This window comes from Lentzea fradiae (genome assembly GCF_900100955.1).
Lineage (GTDB): Bacteria > Actinomycetota > Actinomycetes > Mycobacteriales > Pseudonocardiaceae > Lentzea > Lentzea fradiae.
In genome coordinates this window covers 1-20,634 of sequence record NZ_FNCC01000005.1, presented here as the reverse complement: position 1 = coordinate 20,634, position 20,634 = coordinate 1, and the positions used below count along the sequence as shown (strand labels likewise).

The window sequence follows — 20,634 nt, the reverse complement described above, 5'->3', positions numbered from 1 at the left end:
CCCTTCCAGCCGAGGTGACTGGCCATCCGGCCAGTCCGGGCGAACGCACGGGAGCGGCGGCGACCCGGTCGTCGCCGCCGCTCCCGTGCGCCGTGCTCAGTCCTGCGCGAGCAGGTCCCGCAACGGGGTGTTGGCCTTGCCCGGCTTGGCGATCACCAGCGCCAGCAGCATGCAGGCGATCACCAGCGGCAGGCTCAGCGCGCTGAGCAGCACCGGGATCTCGACCGGTGGTCTGATCCCGCTCTGCACCGCCTGCGCGTCGAGCAGCGCCACGATCGCGAGCCACCCCACCGGCAGCGACACCAGGGCCGACCCGGCGGCGATCAGCACCACCTCGACCGTCAGCTGCCTGCGCACGGTCTTGGCCGTCGCACCGCTGAGCCGCAGCAGGGCGTTGGCGCGCTTGCGGTCCACCAGGCCCGACGCCAGCGACGCCGCGCCGATCAGCACGGCCAGCACGAACATCACCCAGGCGAACACCTCGAAGGCGCTGACCAGCCGAGCGGTGATGTTCGCGACGGTGTCGCGCAGGATCTGCTGCGTCACGACCCGTGACCTCGGGTGGGCGTCGGAGACGACGGCGGCCAAGGCGTCGCGGACGACCGCCTTGTCGGCGGAGGCGCCGACCCCGACGAAGAACGCGTAGACCTGGGTCGACCCGGTCAGCTCCGCGTACAGCTCGGGGCTCGCGATCAGCATGCCGCCGTCCGAAGCCGAGTCGTCGACCACGGCCTTGATGGTCACCGAGCGGTGGCCGGTGGGCAGCGGCAGGTCGAGCCGGTCACCGACCTCCACGCCCTGGGCGTCCGCGTAGTTGACCGACACGGCGATGTCGTCCTGGCCCAGCAGGGTCAGGACGTCCGCGGGGCCCTCGGTGACGGTGAGGCGCGAGAGGCGGTCGAGGTCCGACCGGGCCCAGCTCCACACCTGGACGCGGCGTCCGTCGAGCTCCAGGTAGGTGAACGAGAACGTGGTGACCGCCTCGACCCCGTCCACCGCGCGCAGCTCCTGCTCCAGCTCCCTGGGCAGGGTCTCGTTGCGCAGGTTGGTGCCCAGCGGCGCGGCCTGCACGTAGAGGTCGCCCGGCGTCCACCGCTCGACGGACGCGGCCACCTCGTGCCGGATGCTGCCCGCGACGCCGGCCATGCCGACCGCGGACACCACGGACACGGTGAACGTCACGCACAGCGCCGCGTTGCGCCGCCATCCCAGCTGCAGCTGCCTGCTCACGGCCAGCCGCACCGGGCCCGGCTCGCCCTTGCGCAGCGCCAGCCCGATGACGACCGGCAGCACGACGCTCAGCAGCGCCGCGCCGCCCAGCAGCGGCACCAGGCCCACCGACTGCACGAGCGGAGGCCCCAGCAGCACGACGAGCACCCCGGTGACGAGCAGGCCCGCCCCGAGGAGGAACGGCTTGCGCACGCCGCCCGGCAGCACGGCGACCTCGCCGCGCCCGGACACCGCCTCGATCGCCTCCACCTTGGTGAACCGCCGCACGCCGGACACCCACGCCGCGAGGAACATGAGCACGACCGCCAGCAGCGCGCCCAGTGCGGGCAGCTGCCACGGCGTGCCCGGGGTGACGGCCTGCTGGCTCAGGTCGGTGATCTGGCGGCTGAACGAGTCGAGCCTGCTGCCGACGAGCACGCCGAGCACGACGCCGATCGCGTAGCTGACCAGCAGGATCGGCACCATCACCGCGGCCGAGCCCGCCATCAGGTGCGACGTGCGCACCCCGGTCAGGCGCATCCGCGCGAGCGCCGGGCGGGCGTCGTCCAGCGCGAGCCGCCAGGTCAGGTACAGCACGACCCCCGCGGTGAGCACGGCGATGACCGCGAACATGGCGAGGATGGTCAGGAACGTCTGGAACGACTTGCGGTACCCGGACAGCAGGTCCTTCGGGTCCTTCACCGCGGCCGCGCCGTCGACGGCGGCCGTGGCGTCGGCGACCACGCGGGCCCGGTCCTGGCCGCGCTGGTCGACCAGGACCACGTCGGTGAACTCGCCGCGCCCGAACGCCTCCGCGACGACGGGGCGGGGCGCGATGATCACCGAGCCGCGGTTGGCGACCTCGCCGCGCAGGATCGCGGCGACCTTCCACGTCCGCACGTCGGTCGTGCCGCCGACGCGGATCTCGTCCCCCGCCTTGACGCCGCGTTGGTCGGCCCACGCGGCGGCCAGGTACACCTCGCCGGGACCGAGCGGGTGCTCGCGGGTCTGCTCGGCGAGGTCGTCGTCGACGAAGTCACCCAGCTCCGGCTCGACACCGAACACCAGCATCGGCGTGGTGGTGCCGTCGTCCTGCAGGCGGCTGGCGCTGACCACGAGCATCGAGGTCGTCGGCAGGCCGGTCCGCTGCCCGACCTCGTCGACGACCGACGGCGCCAGGCCGGCGGGGGCACTGGCCTCCACGGCGACGACCTCGTCGCGCACGGCCGTGATCGGCGCTCCCCGCAGGGCGTCGTAGACGGCGAAGTAGACGACCAGCACCGCGGTGGTCAGCAGCACGCCCGCGATGCCCGCGGCGATCGCCGCGGCCAGCCTGGCAGGCCGGAAGTACCAGCTCCGCATGAGGGAGCGGGACACCAGCATGGTCGCGTCCAGGGCCATCAGAAGACCCGTCCCGCCGCGCGCAGCGTGCCCGCCGTCATGGTGGCGACGACGTCGGCGCCCGCCGCCAGGTCCAGGTCGTGCGTGATGATCACGGTGGCCGCGCCGCGTTCCTTCACCATCGCGCGCAGCAGTTCCTGCACGCGCAGGCCGTTCTCCTCGTCCAGCGCGCCGGTCGGCTCGTCGGCGAAGACGATCGCGGGTTCGCTCACGCACGCCCTGGCCACCGCGGCGCGCTGCGCCTCGCCGCCGGAGACCTGCCCCGGCCAGCTGCGGGCCCGGTGCGTGAGACCGACCTCCGCCAGTGCGGCCCGCGCCCGTTCCAGCGCCGCCGAGAGCTTCACCCCGGACATGATCAGCGGGGCCGCGACGTTCTCCTCCAGGGTGAGCGTCGGGACCAGGTTGTCCTTCTGCAGCACGAACCCGATGTGCTCGGCCCGCATCCGCGCCATCCGGGGCTCGTCCAGCTCGGCGAGGTCCTGGCCGAGCAGGGTGATCCGGCCGCCGGTGGGCCGGTCCAGGCCGGACAGGCAGTTGGCGAACGTGGACTTGCCGCTGCCACTCTTGCCGACGATGGCCACGGTCTGCCCCGCGTACACCTCGAGGTGGCAGTCGTGCAGCACCTTCGTCACGGTCTCGCCGCGGCCGAACTCCCGGCTCACTCCCTCGGCGCGCAACACTGGGCTCGCGGTCACTCAACTCCCTTTCTGGGCAACGGACGACTTCTGATCGGCGGGGCGGGACCAGCGCAGCGCGCCGGGCGCGTGCGGCGGGACGACCGGCTTCGCGGGGGGCACCGGCTCGACCCGCCGGTAGCCGGTCCCCTGCGCGGGCCGCTGGTCGGTCTCACCGCGGTTGGGCCAGAACGCCATGGCGCGCTCGGCCTGCGCGGTGATGGTGAGCGACGGGTTCACGCCCGCGTCGGCCGTGACGGTCGAGCCGTCGACGACGTGCAGACCGGTGTACCCGTGCAGCCGGTGGTAGGGGTCGACGACACCGGTCTCGGGCGTCTCGCCGATCGGGCAGCCGCCGACGAACGGCAGGACCACCGGCACGTGCGCCAGTCCCGGCAGGGTGCCGGCCGGAACGCCGCCGATCCGCGCGGCGGTCCTGCGCACGACGTCGCCGACCAGCTCGGAGGTGACGGTGGGCAGCGCACCGGGGTCGGGGCGGGCGGTGAGCCCTCCCCGCGCCTTCGGCGACACGGTCAGCGTGCCCGCGCCGCGGCGCACCACGAACACGATGATCGACCGCTCGGACCACCGGCGGACGTTCAGGAACCGCGCGGCGGTGCGCGGGTGCCGCACGACCTGGCCGAGCCAGCGCAGCCAGCGCGGCGCCGTGCCCACCGCGTCGACGAACGGCGTCGTGGCGAGACCCATCGAGTTCGAGCCGCGGCCGTAGCGACCCGCCTGGACGAGGGTGTCCTCGTCGGGGCGGAACGCCGACGTGGCGGCCACACCGGTGCTGTAGTCGTCCTCCGTCACCTTCGGGGCGACGGCGGCCAGCAGGTCGGAGGGCGCCCTGGTGAGGCTGCCGAGCTTCGGCGAGACCTCGGTGAGCGCGCCTTCCCGCACCAGCCGGTGCAGCAGCCGCTGCGTGCCGAGAGCGCCCGCCGCGAACACGACCTGCTGCGCGGTGAGCACCTTCGCCGTCCGGCCGGGGAACCACGCCCCGGTCCGCACGGTGTGCACGGCGTACCCGGCGGCGCCGGTCCCGTCGAGCGGGCGGACCGAGCGGACGGTGGTCTGCGCGAGGACCTCCGCGCCCGCCTTCTCCGCCAGGTACAGGTAGTTCTTGACGACCGTGTTCTTCGCGCCGTACCGGCAGCCGGTCAGGCACTCGCCGCACTCCCGGCAGCCGGAGCGCTTCGGTCCCGTCCCCCCGAAGTACGGGTCGTCCACCTCCCGCGGCGGTCCGAAGTGGACGGCCACGGGCAGCGGCCGGAACGTGGCGCCGGCGCCCATCTCCTCGGCGACCGCGCGCACGGCCCGGTCGGTGGGTGTCGTCGTCGGGTTCACCGCCGAGCCGAGCATGCGCCGCGCCTGGTCGAGGTGCGGCGCCAGCTCGTCGCGCCAGTCCGTGATGCCGGACCAGGCCGGGTCGTCGTAGAAGCCCTGCCCCGGCTCGTAGAGCGTGTTCGCGAAGACCAGTGAGCCACCGCCGACACCGGCGCCCGTGGGCACGATGAGCGGGCCCAGCTTGCTCATGCGCTGGAACCCGCGCAGCCCGAGCTTCGGCGCGAACAGGTACTTCCGCAGGTGCCACGAGCTCTTCGGGAAGTCCGAGTCCGCGAAGCGCCACCCGGCTTCCAGCACACCGACCCGGTAGCCCTTCTCGGTCAGCCGCAGCGCCGTCACCGCGCCGCTGAACCCCGACCCGACGACGAGCACGTCGTAGTCGTGCCCGGCGGTGCTCACCGGACGCCGGCCGGGAGCCTCGGCGGCAGGAACTCGACGGTGCCGTCGAAGAGCCCGGTGAGGATGTCCTTCATGGACTCGGTCAGCACGCGGATCGCGACCGGGTCGATGATGCTCGCCAGGGTCGGCACGCCGAAGTCGAACTCGGCGTGGAAGGAGACGGCCACGTCGTCGCCCTCCTGGCTCACCCGCCACTCGCCCGCGAAGGTCTCGAAGTCGCCCGCGGTCTGGGTGAAGCGGCTGACGAGGCCGTCCCGGTCGAACTCGTCGAGCTCGGTCCAGCGCAGGATGCCGTTGCGGAAGTTCACCGCCCAGTGGCTCACGACCGAACCGTCCGCCGCGGCGGGCTCGATCTCGATCTCGCGCACCGTCTCGACGAGCTCGACGTAGCGGCCGAAGTCGATGACGGTCTCGTACACCTCGGTGGCCTGCCGGCCCGGCACGATGCCGTCGATCCGCACGATCTGCATGGCGTCCCTCCTCACCGGCTCGCCGGGAAACGCCCGGCGAGCACGGAAAACGCGCTGTCGAAGCCTGTGGTCACCTGGTCGAGGTCGTCCGCCGAGATCGTGGCGGGCGGCGTCAGACGCAGGACCCGTGAGTTGTTCATCGAGTGGTTGACGAGCACGCGCCCGTCGATGAGCTCCAGCACCAGCTCGCCTGCCAGGCCGGGGTCCGCCATCTCCACGCCGACGAGCAGGCCCTCGCCGCGGACCTCGGTGACGAGGTGCGGGCAGTGGCGCCCGGCGGAGTCGCTGACGCGCCGCTTGAGCTCCGCGCCGATCTTCGCGGCCTTCGCGACGGCGTCCTCCATGACGATCGCCTCGATCGCGGCCTTCGCGGCGGCGACCGCGATCGGCGCCGCGGAGAACGTGGAGGTGTGCAGGAACGGGTCCTTGTCGAACGGCGCGTACGCCTCGGCCGTCGCGACGGCGGCGGCCACCGGCACGACACCGCCGGACAGGCCCTTGCCGACCAGCATCACGTCCGGGGTGACGGTCTCGGTGCCGTGGCCCCACCAGCGCCCGAGCCTGCCGAGCCCGGTGAGGATCTCGTCGACGACCAGGAACGCGCCGTAGCGGGTGCGCAGCTCACCGAGCGCGGTGAGGTACCCCTCCGGCGGGAACACGACGCCTCCCTCGCCCTGCACCGGCTCGACGATGATGCACGCGGGCGGGCCGTCGCGCAGCGCCGCCTCCATCGCCTCGACGTCGCCGAACGGCACGGCGGTGACGTCGGGAAGCAGCGGTGTGAAGGAGTTCTGGTAGATCTCGCGGGCCGTGACGCTGAGCGCCCCGAGGGTCTTGCCGTGGTAGCCGTTGACGGTGGTGATGAGCCGCCGCCTGCCGTTGGCGCGCGCCATCTTGATGGCGGTCTCGGTGGCCTCGGTGCCGGAGCCGACGAAGTGGACCTTGGTGAGTCCCGGCGGGCACACGTCGACGAGGGTCTTCGCGGCGGCGGCGCTCACCGGTTCGAGCAGGAGCCGGGTGGCGACGGGGTTGGTGCGCACCTGGGTCGCGACGGCCTCGGTGACGTGCGGGTGGGTGCCGCCGAGGATGAACACGCCGTAGCCGGCGCAGTTGACGAACCGCTGCCCGTCGGAGGTGTGCACGGAGGCACCGCTGGACGCGGTCTCCCAGAAGCCGCCGAACATCTCGCCGAGCGAGGCGCGGCCGCGGCTCAGGTGGGTGCGGAAGGCGTCGAGGAGCTCGCGCTCCGACGGGAGCGCTGACTGTGTGGAGGTCATTGGTTCCAGGATTCGGTAACGAAGGGAGGGGTGCCCGTCCCTAGTCGATGCGGAGCGGGTGTCCCGCGTGGTAGCGCTCGAGGGAGGCCGCCGTGGACGTCCTCCCCGGCGGGTGGAACGCCAGCGCGTGCACGCTGGCCGCGAGGAGGCTGACGTCCGGCGACGACACGAAGGCCATGCCGCCGAGCAGCTCGACGGTCGTGCCGACGACCCGCCGGATCGTGCGCTGCATGGCGTACCGGGTGGTGAGCGCCTCGGCCAGGACGTCGTTGCCCGACTGGCCGGAGTCGACGGTCCAGGCGACCCGGTCGAGCGCGAGCGCGCTCGCCTCCAGGTCCGTCACCACGTCGACGCGCGTCGCGGTGTCGCCGCGACCGGACTCGAGCAGCCGGTCCACCAGCGCGCTGGCCGTGCCGAGGTAGACGGCGGAGACCAGCAGCGTGAACCACACGAGCCCGGTGGTGTTCAGGTCGTCGAGGTTCGTCTCCGGGTCGAGCACCGGCTTGATCATCAGCTCGTCCGGCACCAGCACGTCGGCGAGCACCACCTCGTCGCTCTCCGCACCCGCGAGCACGAGCGAGTTCCAGAACGGCCGCACCGTGATGCCCTCGGTGGCGGCCGGGATGACGGCGATGCCGAGGCTGCTCGTGCCGTCGTCCTCCGTCAGCGCCACGCTCGCCGTGATGAGGTCCATCGAGGCGGACAGGCTGCACGGCTTCTTGCTGCCGGAGACCAGCCAGCCGCCCTCGGTGCGGCGCGCGGACATCGTGGGCGTCAGCACGCCCTGGCCCGTGCGCCCCTCGGCGAACGCGCTGCTCATCATCCGCCGGTCGCGGGCGACCGCGTCGAGCAGCAGCCACTCGAAGCCGGTGCTGGTGGCGTTGAGCGTCACCAGGCTGGCCACCGAGAAGTTGTGCATCGTGGCCGCGACGGCCACGGACGGCGACCGGGTGGCGATGGCACGCGTGCAGCGCACCGCGTCGCGTGCGCCGGCGCCGATGCCGCCGTGCTCGGACGGCACCAGCAGCCCGGCCCCGCCCGCCTCGCGGAACGCGGCGATGCCGGGACCGCCGCGCCGCTCCAGCTCGCTGAGCGGCACCGCGCTCAACGCCTTGTCCAGTCCGGGAAGCAGTGCTTCCAGGGTGTCGTACTCGCGCCGCAGGAACTTCACAGCGCGACCTCGGGGGTTCCGGCGGGCGGCAGCGCGCTCTCGAACACCCGCGAACGCGGGGACACGTTCGTGGCGATGGAGATCGCCTGCAGGTGGCTGGTCCGCAGCATCGGGAAGTTGACCTCGCCGAACGGACCGCCGGACAGCCCGGTGCCGCCGTGCGTGGGCAGGCCGGGCACGAAGCCGAGGTGGCTGTCGTTGACCTTGAGGATGCCGCCGGAGCTCAGCTCGGCGCAGAACCGCTCGACGAGCGCGGAGTCCTCCGACCACAGCGAGTTGCGCAGCCCGTAGGGGTTGCCGTTCATGAACCGCAGCGCCTCGCCGAACGCGTCACCGGGCACGTCCACCCCGGGCACGACGATGGACAGCAGCGGGTAGAACGTCTCGCTGCGCACCGCCCGCAGCTTGTCCGCGCTGTCGTAGCCGTCGACCCGCACGAGGGTGGGCTGCAGGAACACGCCGGACGAGTCGGGGGTGCCGTCCTCCGCGATGCGCTGGCCGCCGTGCACCAGCTCGGCGCCCGCGGCCACCGCCTCGTCGAGGACGCTGAAGAACTCGGTGGTGCGCAACACCGGAGAGAGGAGCACGTCGGGGTCCTCCGGCCGGCCCGGCCGGATCTCGGCGACGATCGTCTTGACCCGCTCGATGAACTCGTCGGCGATCCGCGGGTGGGCGATGACGTACTTGGGCACCATGCAGATCTGGCTGGAGCCGTAGAAGCACTCCGCGACGGCCTGCGCCGCGTTGCCGAGGTCGGCGTCCTCCCAGACCAGCACACCGTCGTTGCCCGCGAGCTCCAGCACCGACTTCTTGCCGTGCTCGACGCAGCGCTTGCCGATCTCGATGCCGCGCTCGCTGCCGCCGAAGTACATGATGTCGTCGACGTCGTCGCTGGCGAGCCACTGGTCGAGCAGCACGTTCGGCACGCCGCAGACGATGTTCAGCACGCCGTCGGGAGCGCCGACGTCCTGCAACGACGGCACGACGAGCTCGCGCCACGCCCAGGCCACGCCGTAGGGGGCGCTGCGCGGCGCCTTCACCACGAGGCTGTTGCCCGCGATGAGGGCCGGCACGCCGAGCAGCGAGTTGGAGGCCGCCGCGTTCTGCGGCGGGCTCAGGCACACGACGCCGTCCGGCTTGCGGACCAGGCGGACCTCCCGGTCGCCGATGTGCTCCCGCTGCTCCATCATCCGCGCGTTGACGGCGAGCGTCTCCGGGGCCGTGCCCTGGATGACACCCGCGACCTCCCACTCGGAGAGCCTGCGGGGGTGGCCCTCGGCGACGAGGACCTCGATGAACTCCTCCCGGCGGGCGATGGCCCGCTCGTGGAAGAGCCGGCCGAACCGGAGCCTGGTCTCCAGCGGCATCGCCGCCCACGCGGGCTGCGCGGCACGGGCGGCCCGCAGCGCCTGCCGGCACTGCTCGGCGGAGGTCAGCGCGACGCGGCCGACGATGCGCTCGTCGGTGGTGTCGGGTTCACCGGCACCGGCCAGCTCGCGCTTCAGCCTGATGGCGCTGAACGCGTCCGCGAACAGGCTGGACGCGCGGATCGTGTAGATCCACTTGTCGGTCGGGACGTCCTGTCCCGCGATGTACGAAGGATATGTCTTCACGTCTTCACTGGTTCTGTTCGCAGGAGGTCGTTCAGAGGAGGCCCATGTAGCGCAGGCGGATGTCCTGCGTCTCCTGGGACCAGGTGGCGGCCGTGACCATGCGCTCCTCGGCGCTGGTGTCGACGAGCTTGCGGCCCGGCCAGACCTCGTAGTCCGGGATCAGGTGGCCCCACTCCTCCAGGCCCTGCTGGAACAGGCTCTCGCGCTGGAACAGCACCGGCTGCATCGGGAGGTTCTCCCACATCGCGCGGCCGCGGCCGATCAGCTCGAGGATGCGTCCCCGCTCGCCGGGCTGCTCCTGCAGGTGGCGCTTGACCACGCTGCTGCCCACGGAGAGGTGGCGGATCTCGTCCATGCCCGCGCCGCGCTCGATCTCGGCGCCCGCCGGGTCCAGCTCGGCCCACTTGCGCTCGCTCAGCTCGCCGAACGGCGCGAGCACGCCCTCGACGAGGACGGTGAGGATGATGACGCCGCCGTAGAAGTCGCGCTGGTCGCGGATCACGGTCAGGCCGAAGTCCTCCAGCGGGTCGAGCACGGACTCGATCGGCTTGCCCGCCACCGCGGTGATGGTGCTGTCGATCTCGGCCTCGGGGATGCCGATCTCGGCGAGGTGGTCGCGGAACACGCGGGCGTGCCGGGCCTCGTCGAGCAGCTGGGTGGCGAAGAACTCGGTGGTGATGCGGTCCGGCGCGAGGGCGACCAGGTGGCCGAGCGCGCGGGCGACCTTCTCCTCCGCGATCGAGCGGAAGGCGAACTCCTCGATGAGCGCGTCGCGCAGCGGGCCGGGCTTGAGCACCTGCTCGGGGACGTCGGCGCCGGGCGTGTGGCCGGTGGGGATGCGGCGCAGCAGCCTGCCCGCGACCTCGTCCAGCCAGTACTGCAGGTCGCAGTTCTCCGGCGTCAGTTCGAGGGTCCTGGCCCCTTCGAGCACGGGAACGGTGTTGTCCCAGTCGACTTCGGGCCTGATCGTGTTGTCCATCGGTGTTTCTTCCTCGAGATGGGATGTCAGACGGCTCTGGTGAGCCGGAGCAGGTTCCACAGCGCGGAGAGGGAGACGCCGCCCTCGAAGGCGACGTACTCCGGCTCGACGACGTGCGGCGCCCACTTGCGCTTGAACGCTTCCTGGGTGCGGGCGGGGTAGACCGCCTTGCCGTGCTCGGCGATCACACCGGTGACGCGGGAGACGACCTTGCTGGACGCTCCCGGCAGCTCGTTTCCGGCGGCCAGACCGGCGAACGGCGTGTGGCCGAGGTGCAGCCAGCCCGCGCCCTCCTCCTGGAACCGGAGCAGGGCGGTGACGTTGACCAGCTCGATCGTCCCGACGGGTGCGCCGGGGTCGCGGCGGGTCAGGTCGTAGAGCCACCCCGGCCTGCTGCCGAACGCCGGGGAGTAGGAGATGTAGGCGATCGGGCGGCCGGCGACGCTCGCCACGAAGACCCGGCGGTGGGCGGCGCCCCTGCCGCCCCGCTCGCCGATCATGAAGTCGAGCTCCTTGACGTGGCGGCCCTTGGCGCGCAGCCACCGGGCGTCGATCGCCGCGAGCGCGTCGTCCTGCCCGGTGCTCTCCTCGACGGTGACGCCGTCCCGCTTGGCGCGGGCGATGTTCTGCCGGACCTTGGCCAGCGGGCCGCCGCGCATCGTGAACCGTTCCAGGTCGACGCTGTAGGAGCGGCCGAGCTGGTTGACCACGAAGCCTTCCTCCGCGTAGAGGCCGGCGTCGCTCCTCGACAGCTGCACGGTGCAGATCCGCAGCCGCTCGCGTGCGGCCCACGCGCGGAACTCGGCCAGCAGGGCGGCCTTGTGCTCCTCGTGCGTGAGAGGACCGCACAGCTGCACGACGTGCCGGCCCCGCACCCGGTAGGCGACGGTGCCGGGCACGCGTTCGCCGCGGAAATGGCTGGTGTCCTGGTTGTAGGCCAGGAACCCGCTCGGGTGGTCGCCGTACTTCCGCAGCGACGTCAGGATCTCCTCGTCCTCCGCGGTGATCACGACGCGGCGACCTTCGGCTCCGCCCGGTCGACGCGCACCTGGCGCTGCGGGCGCTGCCCGGTCACCTGGGCCATGAACGCCTGGAACGCGGGCAGCGGCTCGGGCTCGAAGGCGATGCTGAACGGCTTGAGCGTGTTGCCCAGCAGGCCGCGGTCGGCGCACAGGTGCAGCGGGATGGCGAGCAGGGCCCACTCCGGGCCCGCGACCAGGATCCACACACCGACGATGGCCGCGGCCGCGAACCAGTTGTGCATCGTGTTGTAGAGGACGTAGTACGCCTTGTGGATCGGCCCGCCGCCGGCGCGCTTGAACGCGATCGCGCCGGGGTAGTAGCCGATGACGTCGATCGAGAAGAACAGCACGATGGCGGCCCACCACCGGATGTCGCCCAGGTGCGTCAGCATCAGCACCGCGCACACGATGAACCCGACGAGGTACTCGGCGCGCATGATCCAGTACGTCGCCTTGGTGTCGAAGTGGTTGACGTGGTCCACAGGAATCCTTTCGGGGCCGCCTCGGGAAGAGCGGGCGTGCGTCGGTGGGGTCAGGGCCTGACCGCGGACAGAGCCACGGCCGCGAGCCGCAGGGGCCCCGGTTCTGCGGCGAACCGGGTGAGCAGGCGGGCCGTGCGCTGTCCGGTGGCGTTGTTCAGGAACCACGGCGGCAACGGCATGACCGCCGCCTCGCCGTGCAGCAGCGACCGGGGTGCCGGGCGGAACGGGCCGGTCAGGACGGTGCGCTCGACGTGGTCGACGAGCAGCGCGTTGTGGGTGCGGCCGACGCCGCTGCCCGCGTCGTGCAGGTCGTGGCCGGGGAACGCGCCCCAGCCGACCCTCGGCGTGATGTAGCCGAGCGAGGTCCACGTGTTGACCGCGATGGCGCCGAAGCGCAGTGCCACCAGGGTCTCGTCGAACCTGGCGCCCATCGCCGCGCGGGTCCTCGGGTGGACGACGAGGTTGACGCCGAGCGTGCCGTCCAGCGTCGTGTTGCAGAAGTCGACGACGGAGCGCAGGTACTCCGGCGGCGTGCCGGGCAGTCGCACGACACCCTGCACGGGAGCGAAGAACTCCTCCCGGAACAACGGTTCCGCCGCGGCGTCCGGGTCGAGGGCGGGGATGAACAGCCTCCGGCAGCCGGTGCCCAGGTCCTCCGCGCCGGGATGCGCGGCGAGCGCCGCGTCCAGGCGGTCGTCCGTCCCGGGGTAGTAGCCGGGGCGCGACGGCGCGGCACGCAGGGCGGCGCGCAGCTCGGCGACGAAGACGTCGGCGTGCTCCCAGTCGGCGGGCAGCACCACGACCTGCGAGGCCGTGCAGTTGAACCCGCTGTTGTTCAGCTTCTGGGTGGCGGTGTGCCACGCCTGGTACCTCAGGTCGGCCGCGGTCCACGGGCCGGGCAGGACGACGGTGGCGCCGACCCCGCCCAGCTCGCTGGTGATGGGCTTGCTCAGCAACGGGGCGCGGCCGGCACCCGGTGCGGCGTCACCGAACACGATGCGGTCGTGGGCGGCGCGGCTACCCGTGATGTGCACGGTGGCGGTCCGGTCGTCGGTCACGAGCCGCGCGCCGACGTCGGCGCCGCCGGAGGCGAAGGCGACGAACCCTCGTTCGACGAACGGCGCGAAGACGTCCTCCAGCACCGGCTTGAGGTAGCCGTTGACCGGGCTGAGCTTGCAGACCGAGACCGCGTTGTCGTAGTAGAGCTTGTACAGCACGTCGAGCGGCGCGGTGGCCGACACGTTGCCGGCCCCGAGCACGAGCGCCGCGCCCCCGGTGACCTCGCGTGCGCGCAGCCGCCGGGCGACGCTCTCCCGCAGCTCGGTGCGCGTGACACCGGGCGTGGTCCACATCTCGGCGCCGAAACCGTTGAGCAGCAACCGGTCGGACAGGTCGTGGGGCAGCACGCGCAAGGCGAGCCTGCCGTCCGGGCGCTGCCGGACGCGCACCCGCTCCAGCGGGTCACCGCCGTCGGCGAGGACGGCCACGGTGCGCTCCAGGGCGCCGAGGTAGCCGAGCACGGCGTAAGGGCCGGCCAGCCACTCCTCGCTCTCCAGCGTCGACCCGAGCGGGATTCCCTTGCCCTCGCAGGACAACCGCACCCACTCCGGTGCCACGCGCGCGACGCGCTCCCGCATCCGCGCGAGGAGGTCGCGCTTCTCGGCGAGCGGCAGCGCGGCCCACTCCCCCGCCTGCCCGTGCACCGCGGCCAGCGGGTCGGACGCCTTGCCGTCAGCCGTGCTCACGACTGTGCCCCCTCGTCGTCCGAGACGTCGCGCCACCAGTCCCGCAGCCACCCCGGCAGCGGGCCGGGGACGCGGACCCAGCGGTACCGGTCGAGCTTCTGCCCCGCGTCCGCCGCGGTGTAGCGGAGCCGGGTGACCCGCTTGCTCGCGAGCTTCCCGGTCAGCTCGTCCATCGCGGCGGGCGTGTGCATGAGGTCGCCCTCGACGGACACGACGAGCACCGGCAGGTCCACACGCGACATGGCCTGCTCGTAGTCGAGGTCGGCGCCGGCGGGGGCGAAGCGGCCGGTGCGCGCGAACCGCGCCCAGTCGGTGATGACGCGGGCGGACTCCCTGCCCCCGAACCCGACCCTGTCACCGGGGAAGTAACCCCACGCCCTGCCCAGCAGGGCGGCGGTCTGGGTGCCCAGCAGCACCCGCAGGCCCCGCAGCCGCGGGTAGACGCGGTGGTGGGGGGTGCCGGACGCGATCAGGGCGAGCCCGTCGACGTCCGCCTCCGGCCTGCCTAGGTAGGCGGCGCCGAGCTGTCCGCCGATGCTGTGGCCGAGCAGCACGACGGGCCTGCCGGGGAACTCCCGCCGCGTCACCGCGACCGCCGCCGGGAGGTCGACCGCCACCAGCTCCTGCTGCCCGAACCGGGACGCGCGGGAGACACCGGGCGTGCTGCCGCCGTGACCGCGCAGGTCGCAGACGACGACCGGGGAGCCGGTAGCGGCCACGCCGCGCGCCAGCGGGTCGTAGTAGGTGGCGACGATCCCCATCGCGGGGACGACGAGGACGACCGGCGCCCTGTCGTCCTGCGCGGCCGGGTCGAACACCCGCAGGCCCAGGTGGTCCCGGTCGTCGACCGGGAGCACGAGCAGCCGCGCGTCGTCCGTGGTCACGTCACCGCTCATCGCGGGCACCCGCCCAGCGGTGCCGCCGCCGGAGCGGAGCAGAACAGGTGAACCACGACACGCCTCCACGGGACCAGGGCCTGACTGTGTGCAAGGACGAACGCGAGAACGTTCGGATAAGCAGATTCGCGCCGCGTGAACCAGGTCGAAGTCGCCGGACTCCCGGAATGGACACGACTGCGGGTCGCGGAGCACGTCAACCATAACCAAGGAAACAACCCGCCCGGACCGGCTCGCCGCGAATCGGACCACCTCGCGAACGCATTGGTCACCGATGCATTTCCGGGCGAGGCCCACCGAAACGGCGCCGCACGGACCGCCCAGACGTCCCATGATCAGCTCAAATGCTGTCGAAGCCCTGTCCGCGCGAGCCGGAGAACCCTGTTGAGACACGTCCAACGGACCCGAACAACATGAACGAAAGGGCACCTGAAAAGTTGTCCACACCATGCATCTGTGATTGTCTCGTTATATGACGTCCGCTCGACGGACGCGGCCAAACGGACGCACGACACGCGCAAGATCAACGCTCGCCACCACGTCAACCTGCACAAACAAGCTTTTTCAACATCATCTTCCCGCACGCTCCCGCCACAGCCGCGATCCGTCCCCCAGAGTGCGACCCGCCACCGGGGCGGCATTCCAAAAGCATTCCCCCTCTCCCCCCGCGACCTACGGAGGCACATTTACATCAACGACCGATGCATTTGAGCCACCAAATGAGATCACACAGCGCTCCCCACCAGGCCCCCGTCCGGGAAACCGCACCCGACCTCAAGCAAAAGAGCAGCTCACAACACCTGTCCAGGAATTCGCATTCGCGCATCGCCGCCACAGTGACGCGCATCACCCGATCATGGCCGTTAATATTCTGCCGTTACGTCCCGGCCCGTTTCTCGAATATCTTCCGCCACCGCTCGCGTTCGCATTCGGGTATCCGGCGCGGACTTCGCCCGTCGTTCACATGACGGGTCGCGAGCCGGTTGCTTTCGAACACCTCGGGCACCGGCTCTCACACCAGGAGTTCCCATGCGCGAGGTCGCCACCGCTCCGCTGCCCACCGAGCAGGCCACCGGCGGCCTGGCCGAGTTCGTGCACCTCAACGCCCAGCGGAGCCCGGCGTCCGTCGCGTTCCGCCGCAAGACGCGAGCGGGCTGGACCCCCGTGACCGCCCGCGAGTTCCGGGACGAGGTCGTGCGGGTGGCGCGAGGTCTCGTCGCGTCCGGGGTGCGCCCCGGCGACCGGGTGGTGATCCTGTCGTCGACCCGCTACGAGTGGACGTTGTTCGACTTCGCCCTCTGGGCGGCCCGCGCGATCTCCGTGCCGGTCTACGTCACCTCCTCCGAGGAACAGGTGGACTGGATCGTCGCCGACTCCGGGGCGAGCGCGGCGATCGTGGAGACCGAGCAGCACGAGCGCCTGACGCGCGGCGCGTTCGCCAAGGCCGGGCGCGACGCCCCCGTGTGGCGGATCGAGGACGCGGCCGGAGAGCTGGCGAAGACCGGTTCCGCGGTTCCCGCGCAGGACGTCCTGGCCAACCGGGCGGCGACGGAGAACTCCGAGGTCGCCACGATCATCTACACGTCGGGCACCACCGGACGCCCCAAGGGATGCGTGCTGACCCACTCGAACTTCCTCGCCGAGGCGCGGCACACGGTGGAGATGCTGCAGCCGCTGTTCAAGGCGGACGGCGCGGAGGCCGCGTCCACCCTGCTGTTCCTGCCACTGGCGCACGTCGTCGGCAGGATGCTCCAGATCGGCGCGGTGTCGGCGGGGGTCACCCTGGGCCACACCTCGCACGTCCGCGACGCGGTGGCCGACCTCGCCACGTTCCGCCCGACGTTCGTCCTCGCCGTCCCGTACGTGCTGGAGAAGATCTACCACGGTGCCCGGCAGAAGGCCCACGGCAGCGGCAAGGGGAAGGTGTTCGACGCCGCGGAGGACACGGCCGTCGCGCACTCGTCGTCCGCTTCGCCGGGACCCCTGCTGCGCGCGCGGCACGCCGTCTTCGACCGGCTCGTGTACCGCAGGCTGCGCGAGGTCCTCGGTGGCCGCTGCCGGTACGTCCTGTCGGGCGGCGCCGCGCTCTCGCCGAGGCTCGTCCACTTCTTCCACTCCGCGGGCATCACCGTGCTGGAGGGCTACGGGCTGACCGAGACCACCTCGACCGCCACCCTCAACACCCCTGACGCGTTCCGGCCCGGCACGGCGGGACGGCCGCTGCCCGGCATGTCGATCCGGATCTCCGAGGCCGGCGAGGTGCTGATCAAGGGACCGACCGTGTTCCAGGGCTACTGGAACAACGAGGAGGCGACCCGGGAGTCCTTCGCGGACGGGTGGTTCACCACCGGCGACCTCGGCCGGGTCGACGACGGCGGCTACCTCGTCATCACCGGGCGCAGCAAGGACATCCTGGTGACCAGTGGCGGCAAGAACGTCTCCCCCGGCATCATGGAGGACCGCGTCAACAGCCACCCGCTGGTGGGCAACGCGGTCGTGGTGGGCGACGGCCGCCGGTACGTGGCCGCGCTGCTCACCGTCGATCCCCAGCAGTTCGAGCTGTGGAAGCGGAACAGGGGCAAGCCGGCCGAGGCGACCGTGGCCGACCTGCGCGACGACCCCGACCTGCGCGCCGACCTCCAGGAGGCCGTCGACCTCGGGAACGCCGCGGTGTCCCAGGCGGAGTCGATCCGCAGGTTCCGCGTCCTGTCGGCGGAGTTCACCGCGGAGAACGGCTACCTGACGCCCTCGCTGAAGATCAAACGCGGGGTGGTGGTCGAGGCGTTCGCCGACGAGGTCGAGGCGTGCTACTCCGAGCAGGTCCCCTCGCGCTGACCCCGCCGCGACGGCCCTGGTCCTCTCCGGACCAGGGCTGTCGCGGTGCCCTACCTCCGCGACGCCACCGGGTAGGTGATGTGGGTGAAGCCGGGGAGCTCGACGAGCTCCGGCCGGTTCCCGTTGGCGCTCAGCTGGTCCAGCACGAACTGCATGCCGGCGGTCGCGATCTGCGCGCCGGGGTCCTCCATGACGTAGCGCAGCCTGGTCACGATCGCCCGCTTGTCGTCGACGGACCGGACGCGCGGCATGGCGTCGACCACCCTGGTGTCGGCGTCGACCACCGGCACCTGGTCGATGCGCTTCTCGAACGCCGGGTAGCCCGGCCAGATCACCCGGCTCATCTCCGCCGACGACAGGCAGCCGTACCAGAACTTGCGGTACTGCGCCTCCGCCCTGGCGGAGAACTCGCGGTCGGCGAGCTGCTCGGGCTCGACGGTCGGGGCGGACGGCGCGATGATCACCTTGGCCGGGTCGAGCCGGTGGCCGGAGGCTTCGTACAGCAGCGGGCACAGGTTGTTGCTCTGCCACGTCAGCCCTGCGCTCGGACGTCCGGCGCCACCGGCGACGATCACCATCAGCCTGGCCCAGTCGACGGACTGCTCGTGCAGCCACTTCAGGCTGCGGTGCAGCGAGTCCAGTGCCGACAGGGCGAAGGTGGCCGCCATCATGTCGTTGAACGACACGGGCACCGCGTCCGGTCCGTCGCCCTCGATCAGGTTCGCCCGCAGGTACTCGAAGTTCAGCAGCTTCGGGTCGCCGATCGCGCGTTCCAGGTAGTCCGCGGTGGTCGCGCAGGTGTAGTCGACGAGGTCGGTGATCTTCTCCTCGTGCCCGCGCCACGCGCTGACCGCGACCTCGTCACGCCAGTACGAGACGCTGTTGAAGTCCTGGACGACGCGGCACTGCGCGATGAGCTCCCTGGCGGTCTTCTTGCAGCCGAAGTCGCCGAGCTCGCGCAGCCTGGCCAGGTAGGGGACCGCGAGGCCGAGGTGCGAGACCGCGGTGATCTCGAAGAACCCCCTGGTGCCCTTGCGGAAGTCGACCGACGTGGGCGGGCGCCCGCCGCCGGGGAACAGCACCAGGTCGGTGCCGGTCGCGAGCAGCAACGGGGCGTCGGAGTGGGCGTCGCCCAGCCGCCGCTGCAGGGTGTGCCCGATGCTGTCTGGGGCGGAGGTGAACATCTCGAACAGCTTCATGAAGTGCGGGTTGGGCTGGTATCGCATCGAATCGTCCTTCTGGGTCAGGCGTTGTCGAGTGAGAGCTCGTAGACGACGCTGTCCTGGCGGAACCGCACGTCCGGGGTGAGGCTGTTGGCGACGACCAGGAAGGTCTTCCCGCCGGCTTCGAAGAAGCCCGCGTCCGTGCCGCCGAAGGTGGGGAACTCCTCGACCACCTCGAACTTCCCGTCGGCCCACTTGTAGAGCTGCGACATCAGGTCGGTCCTGGCGACGGGCGGCCTGCCCTCGATGAAGCAGACGCGGACGAGGAACAGGCCGCCCCCGTGGCGGAAGAGCGTGAACTCACGGCCACCGAGGCCACCGAGTGACTGGTGCGGCTCGAAGAGCTCACCGTTCCAGCGGTAGAGCGTCGAGTCGCCGTTGATGCACGCGAAGGCCAGCCACTCCTCGCCGTCCTGCGAGAAGTGCAGGAAGCTCCGGCCGAACTTCTCCGCGAAGGTCTGGTACGGGATGAAGGACTCGCCGTCCCAGCGGTAGACGACGCTGGGCGTGACGTGGTCCGCGTAGGCCAGGAAGTCCTGTCCGGCGATGCGGAAGTGCGCCCAGTTGTAGCCCCACCGTCCACCCAGGACCTGGAACTCCTTCCAGCGCCCGTCGACGCGTTCGAAGATGACCGAACGGCCGTGGCCCTTGGGCGTGAGACCGGGCATCGTCAGGCCCTGGGCCAGTGCCAGGAACTCGCGGTCGCCGATCGAGAAGTGGTGCCACTGCTTGGCTCCGAAGGTGGGCAGCGTCTCGTCGACGATCCACTCCCCGTCCTCGTCCTCGCGGTAGATGAGCGAGTGGACGTCGGTCTCGTAAGGACCTTGGCCGGTGCGGAGGTTGGCGAACGCCAGGTAGTGCTTCCCTCCGCTGTGGAAGGTCAGCGCGTCCTCACCGCTGGGCGAGGGCAGGCGGTTCACCTCGACGAACTGCTCGTTCTCCCAGCGGTAGACGATGGCGTCGACGTCGGCGTTGCCACCGTTCATGTCCGGTGCGCGTCCCGGCACGTCCTCGGCCAGCTGGGGAACGACGAGGTGCAGCCCGCGACTGGTGTGGAAGAGGTGCGCGGCGCGCGCACCGGACGTGGCGAGATGTTGGTGGACCGACAGGATCTTCGCGTTCGGGTGGCTTGGTTCGGTGTTGGACACTGATGCTCCTTGTCTCAAAGGCTGGATGGATCGGGGTCAGGCCGCCAGTGCGGTGACGGGCGCGGTGCGGCCCATCGCCTGTGCGTACAGCTCTTCGAACCGCTGCAACGTGGCGGCAAGTGCGTGACGGGAAATGATTTCCCTGCTGGCGGCGCCCATGCGGGTTCGCAGGGGTGCGTCGTGGACGAGGGTGTGCAGGCGCTGGGTGAGCTGGTTGACGTCGCCGGGTTCGAACAGCCAGCCGTTGCGGCCGGAGTGCACGAGGTGGGGCAGGGCCATGGCGTTGGCGGCGATGACGGGCTTGCCCGCGGCCATGGCTTCCATCGTGGCGAGGCTCTGCAATTCGGCGACGCCGGGCATGACGAACAGGTCGCAGCGGGCGTAGGCGTCGAGCAGCTCGTCCTCGGAGACGAAGCCGTGGAACCGAACCCGGTCCGTGATGCCGAGATCCTGAGCCAACTTCTCCCACTCGGATCGGCACGTGCCGTCACCGACGATCTCACCGACGGCTGCGGGCACACGAGCCAAGGCGCGCAGGAACTCACCAACGCGCTTTTCTTCATCGAGGCGGCCGACGAACAGGGCGGTGGGGCGGTCGTTGTGGGTGACCTCGCGCTGGTAGCGGGAGATGTCGATGCCGCAGGAGACCGGCAGGGCGCGTTCGGGGAAGCCGCTGTCGTGCAGCAGCTGCACGGCGCGGGGGGTGGGGGCGGTGACGATGTCGGCGCGGCCGAAGACGCGGG

Annotated in this window: 16 protein-coding genes; 1 reads left to right on the top strand and 15 read right to left on the bottom strand. The window is 71.5% G+C overall.

The features are described from left to right. Positions 1 to 96: 96 nt before the first annotated feature. From BLT23_RS12295 to BLT23_RS12240, 12 genes are read right to left on the bottom strand one after another with little or no spacing between them, the layout of a single operon-like run. Positions 97 to 2,610, bottom strand: coding sequence for an FtsX-like permease family protein (locus BLT23_RS12295; RefSeq protein ID WP_090048680.1), 2,514 nt, complete (start codon positions 2,608 to 2,610; stop codon positions 97 to 99). Further along, entirely contained in the window at positions 2,610 to 3,305 is a 696-nt protein-coding gene (locus BLT23_RS12290; protein ID WP_090048678.1) for an ABC transporter ATP-binding protein, read from the bottom strand. The genes BLT23_RS12295 and BLT23_RS12290 overlap by 1 nt, the downstream gene beginning before the upstream one ends. Further along, positions 3,306 to 5,030 (bottom strand): GMC family oxidoreductase N-terminal domain-containing protein, encoded by a 1,725-nt coding sequence (locus BLT23_RS12285; protein ID WP_090048676.1) that lies wholly within the window; start codon positions 5,028 to 5,030, stop codon positions 3,306 to 3,308. Next, positions 5,027 to 5,500 (bottom strand): SRPBCC family protein, encoded by a 474-nt coding sequence (locus BLT23_RS12280; protein ID WP_090048674.1) that lies wholly within the window; start codon positions 5,498 to 5,500, stop codon positions 5,027 to 5,029. The genes BLT23_RS12285 and BLT23_RS12280 overlap by 4 nt, the downstream gene beginning before the upstream one ends. 11 nt (positions 5,501 to 5,511) lie before the next feature. Then, positions 5,512 to 6,777, bottom strand: a complete 1,266-nt coding sequence (locus tag BLT23_RS12275; protein WP_090048672.1) for an aspartate aminotransferase family protein — start codon at positions 6,775 to 6,777, stop codon at positions 5,512 to 5,514. Between the two features lie 40 nt (positions 6,778 to 6,817). Beyond that, on the bottom strand, positions 6,818 to 7,948 hold the full coding sequence (locus BLT23_RS12270; protein WP_090048643.1) for an acyl-CoA dehydrogenase family protein: 1,131 nt from the start codon (positions 7,946 to 7,948) through the stop codon (positions 6,818 to 6,820). Further along, entirely contained in the window at positions 7,945 to 9,561 is a 1,617-nt protein-coding gene (locus tag BLT23_RS12265; protein ID WP_090048641.1) for an aldehyde dehydrogenase family protein, read from the bottom strand. Before BLT23_RS12265 ends, BLT23_RS12270 begins: the two co-directional genes overlap by 4 nt. A gap of 31 nt (positions 9,562 to 9,592) precedes the next feature. Further along, complete coding sequence (locus tag BLT23_RS12260) at positions 9,593 to 10,540, bottom strand: ferritin family protein (protein WP_090048640.1); 948 nt, start codon at positions 10,538 to 10,540, stop codon at positions 9,593 to 9,595. A gap of 26 nt (positions 10,541 to 10,566) precedes the next feature. Beyond that, a complete protein-coding gene (locus BLT23_RS12255) occupies positions 10,567 to 11,550 on the bottom strand; it encodes a bifunctional lysylphosphatidylglycerol flippase/synthetase MprF (RefSeq protein ID WP_090048638.1) in 984 nt (327 codons plus the stop codon). Beyond that, positions 11,547 to 12,044 (bottom strand): hypothetical protein, encoded by a 498-nt coding sequence (locus tag BLT23_RS12250; RefSeq protein ID WP_090048637.1) that lies wholly within the window; start codon positions 12,042 to 12,044, stop codon positions 11,547 to 11,549. Before BLT23_RS12250 ends, BLT23_RS12255 begins: the two co-directional genes overlap by 4 nt. 50 nt (positions 12,045 to 12,094) lie before the next feature. Further along, entirely contained in the window at positions 12,095 to 13,789 is a 1,695-nt protein-coding gene (locus BLT23_RS12245) for an aldehyde dehydrogenase family protein (RefSeq protein WP_218133728.1), read from the bottom strand. Next, entirely contained in the window at positions 13,786 to 14,685 is a 900-nt protein-coding gene (locus BLT23_RS12240) for an alpha/beta hydrolase family protein (protein ID WP_176946711.1), read from the bottom strand. The genes BLT23_RS12245 and BLT23_RS12240 overlap by 4 nt, the downstream gene beginning before the upstream one ends. 1,029 nt (positions 14,686 to 15,714) lie before the next feature. Here BLT23_RS12240 and BLT23_RS12235 point away from each other — a divergent pair. Beyond that, a complete protein-coding gene (locus BLT23_RS12235; protein ID WP_090048634.1) occupies positions 15,715 to 17,520 on the top strand; it encodes an AMP-dependent synthetase/ligase in 1,806 nt (601 codons plus the stop codon). Between the two features lie 50 nt (positions 17,521 to 17,570). Here BLT23_RS12235 and BLT23_RS12230 read toward each other — a convergent pair whose 3' ends face one another. From BLT23_RS12230 to BLT23_RS12220, 3 genes are all read right to left on the bottom strand, one after another. Then, a complete protein-coding gene (locus BLT23_RS12230; RefSeq protein WP_090048632.1) occupies positions 17,571 to 18,746 on the bottom strand; it encodes a DUF5624 domain-containing protein in 1,176 nt (391 codons plus the stop codon). Between the two features lie 17 nt (positions 18,747 to 18,763). After that, positions 18,764 to 19,891 carry a hypothetical protein gene (locus BLT23_RS12225; protein ID WP_090048630.1) on the bottom strand — a complete coding sequence of 376 codons (1,128 nt, stop codon included), beginning with the start codon at positions 19,889 to 19,891 and terminating at the stop codon, positions 18,764 to 18,766. Between the two features lie 36 nt (positions 19,892 to 19,927). Beyond that, the coding region (locus BLT23_RS12220) for a glycosyltransferase (protein WP_143035910.1) at positions 19,928 to 20,634 on the bottom strand (707 nt) is incomplete at its 5' end.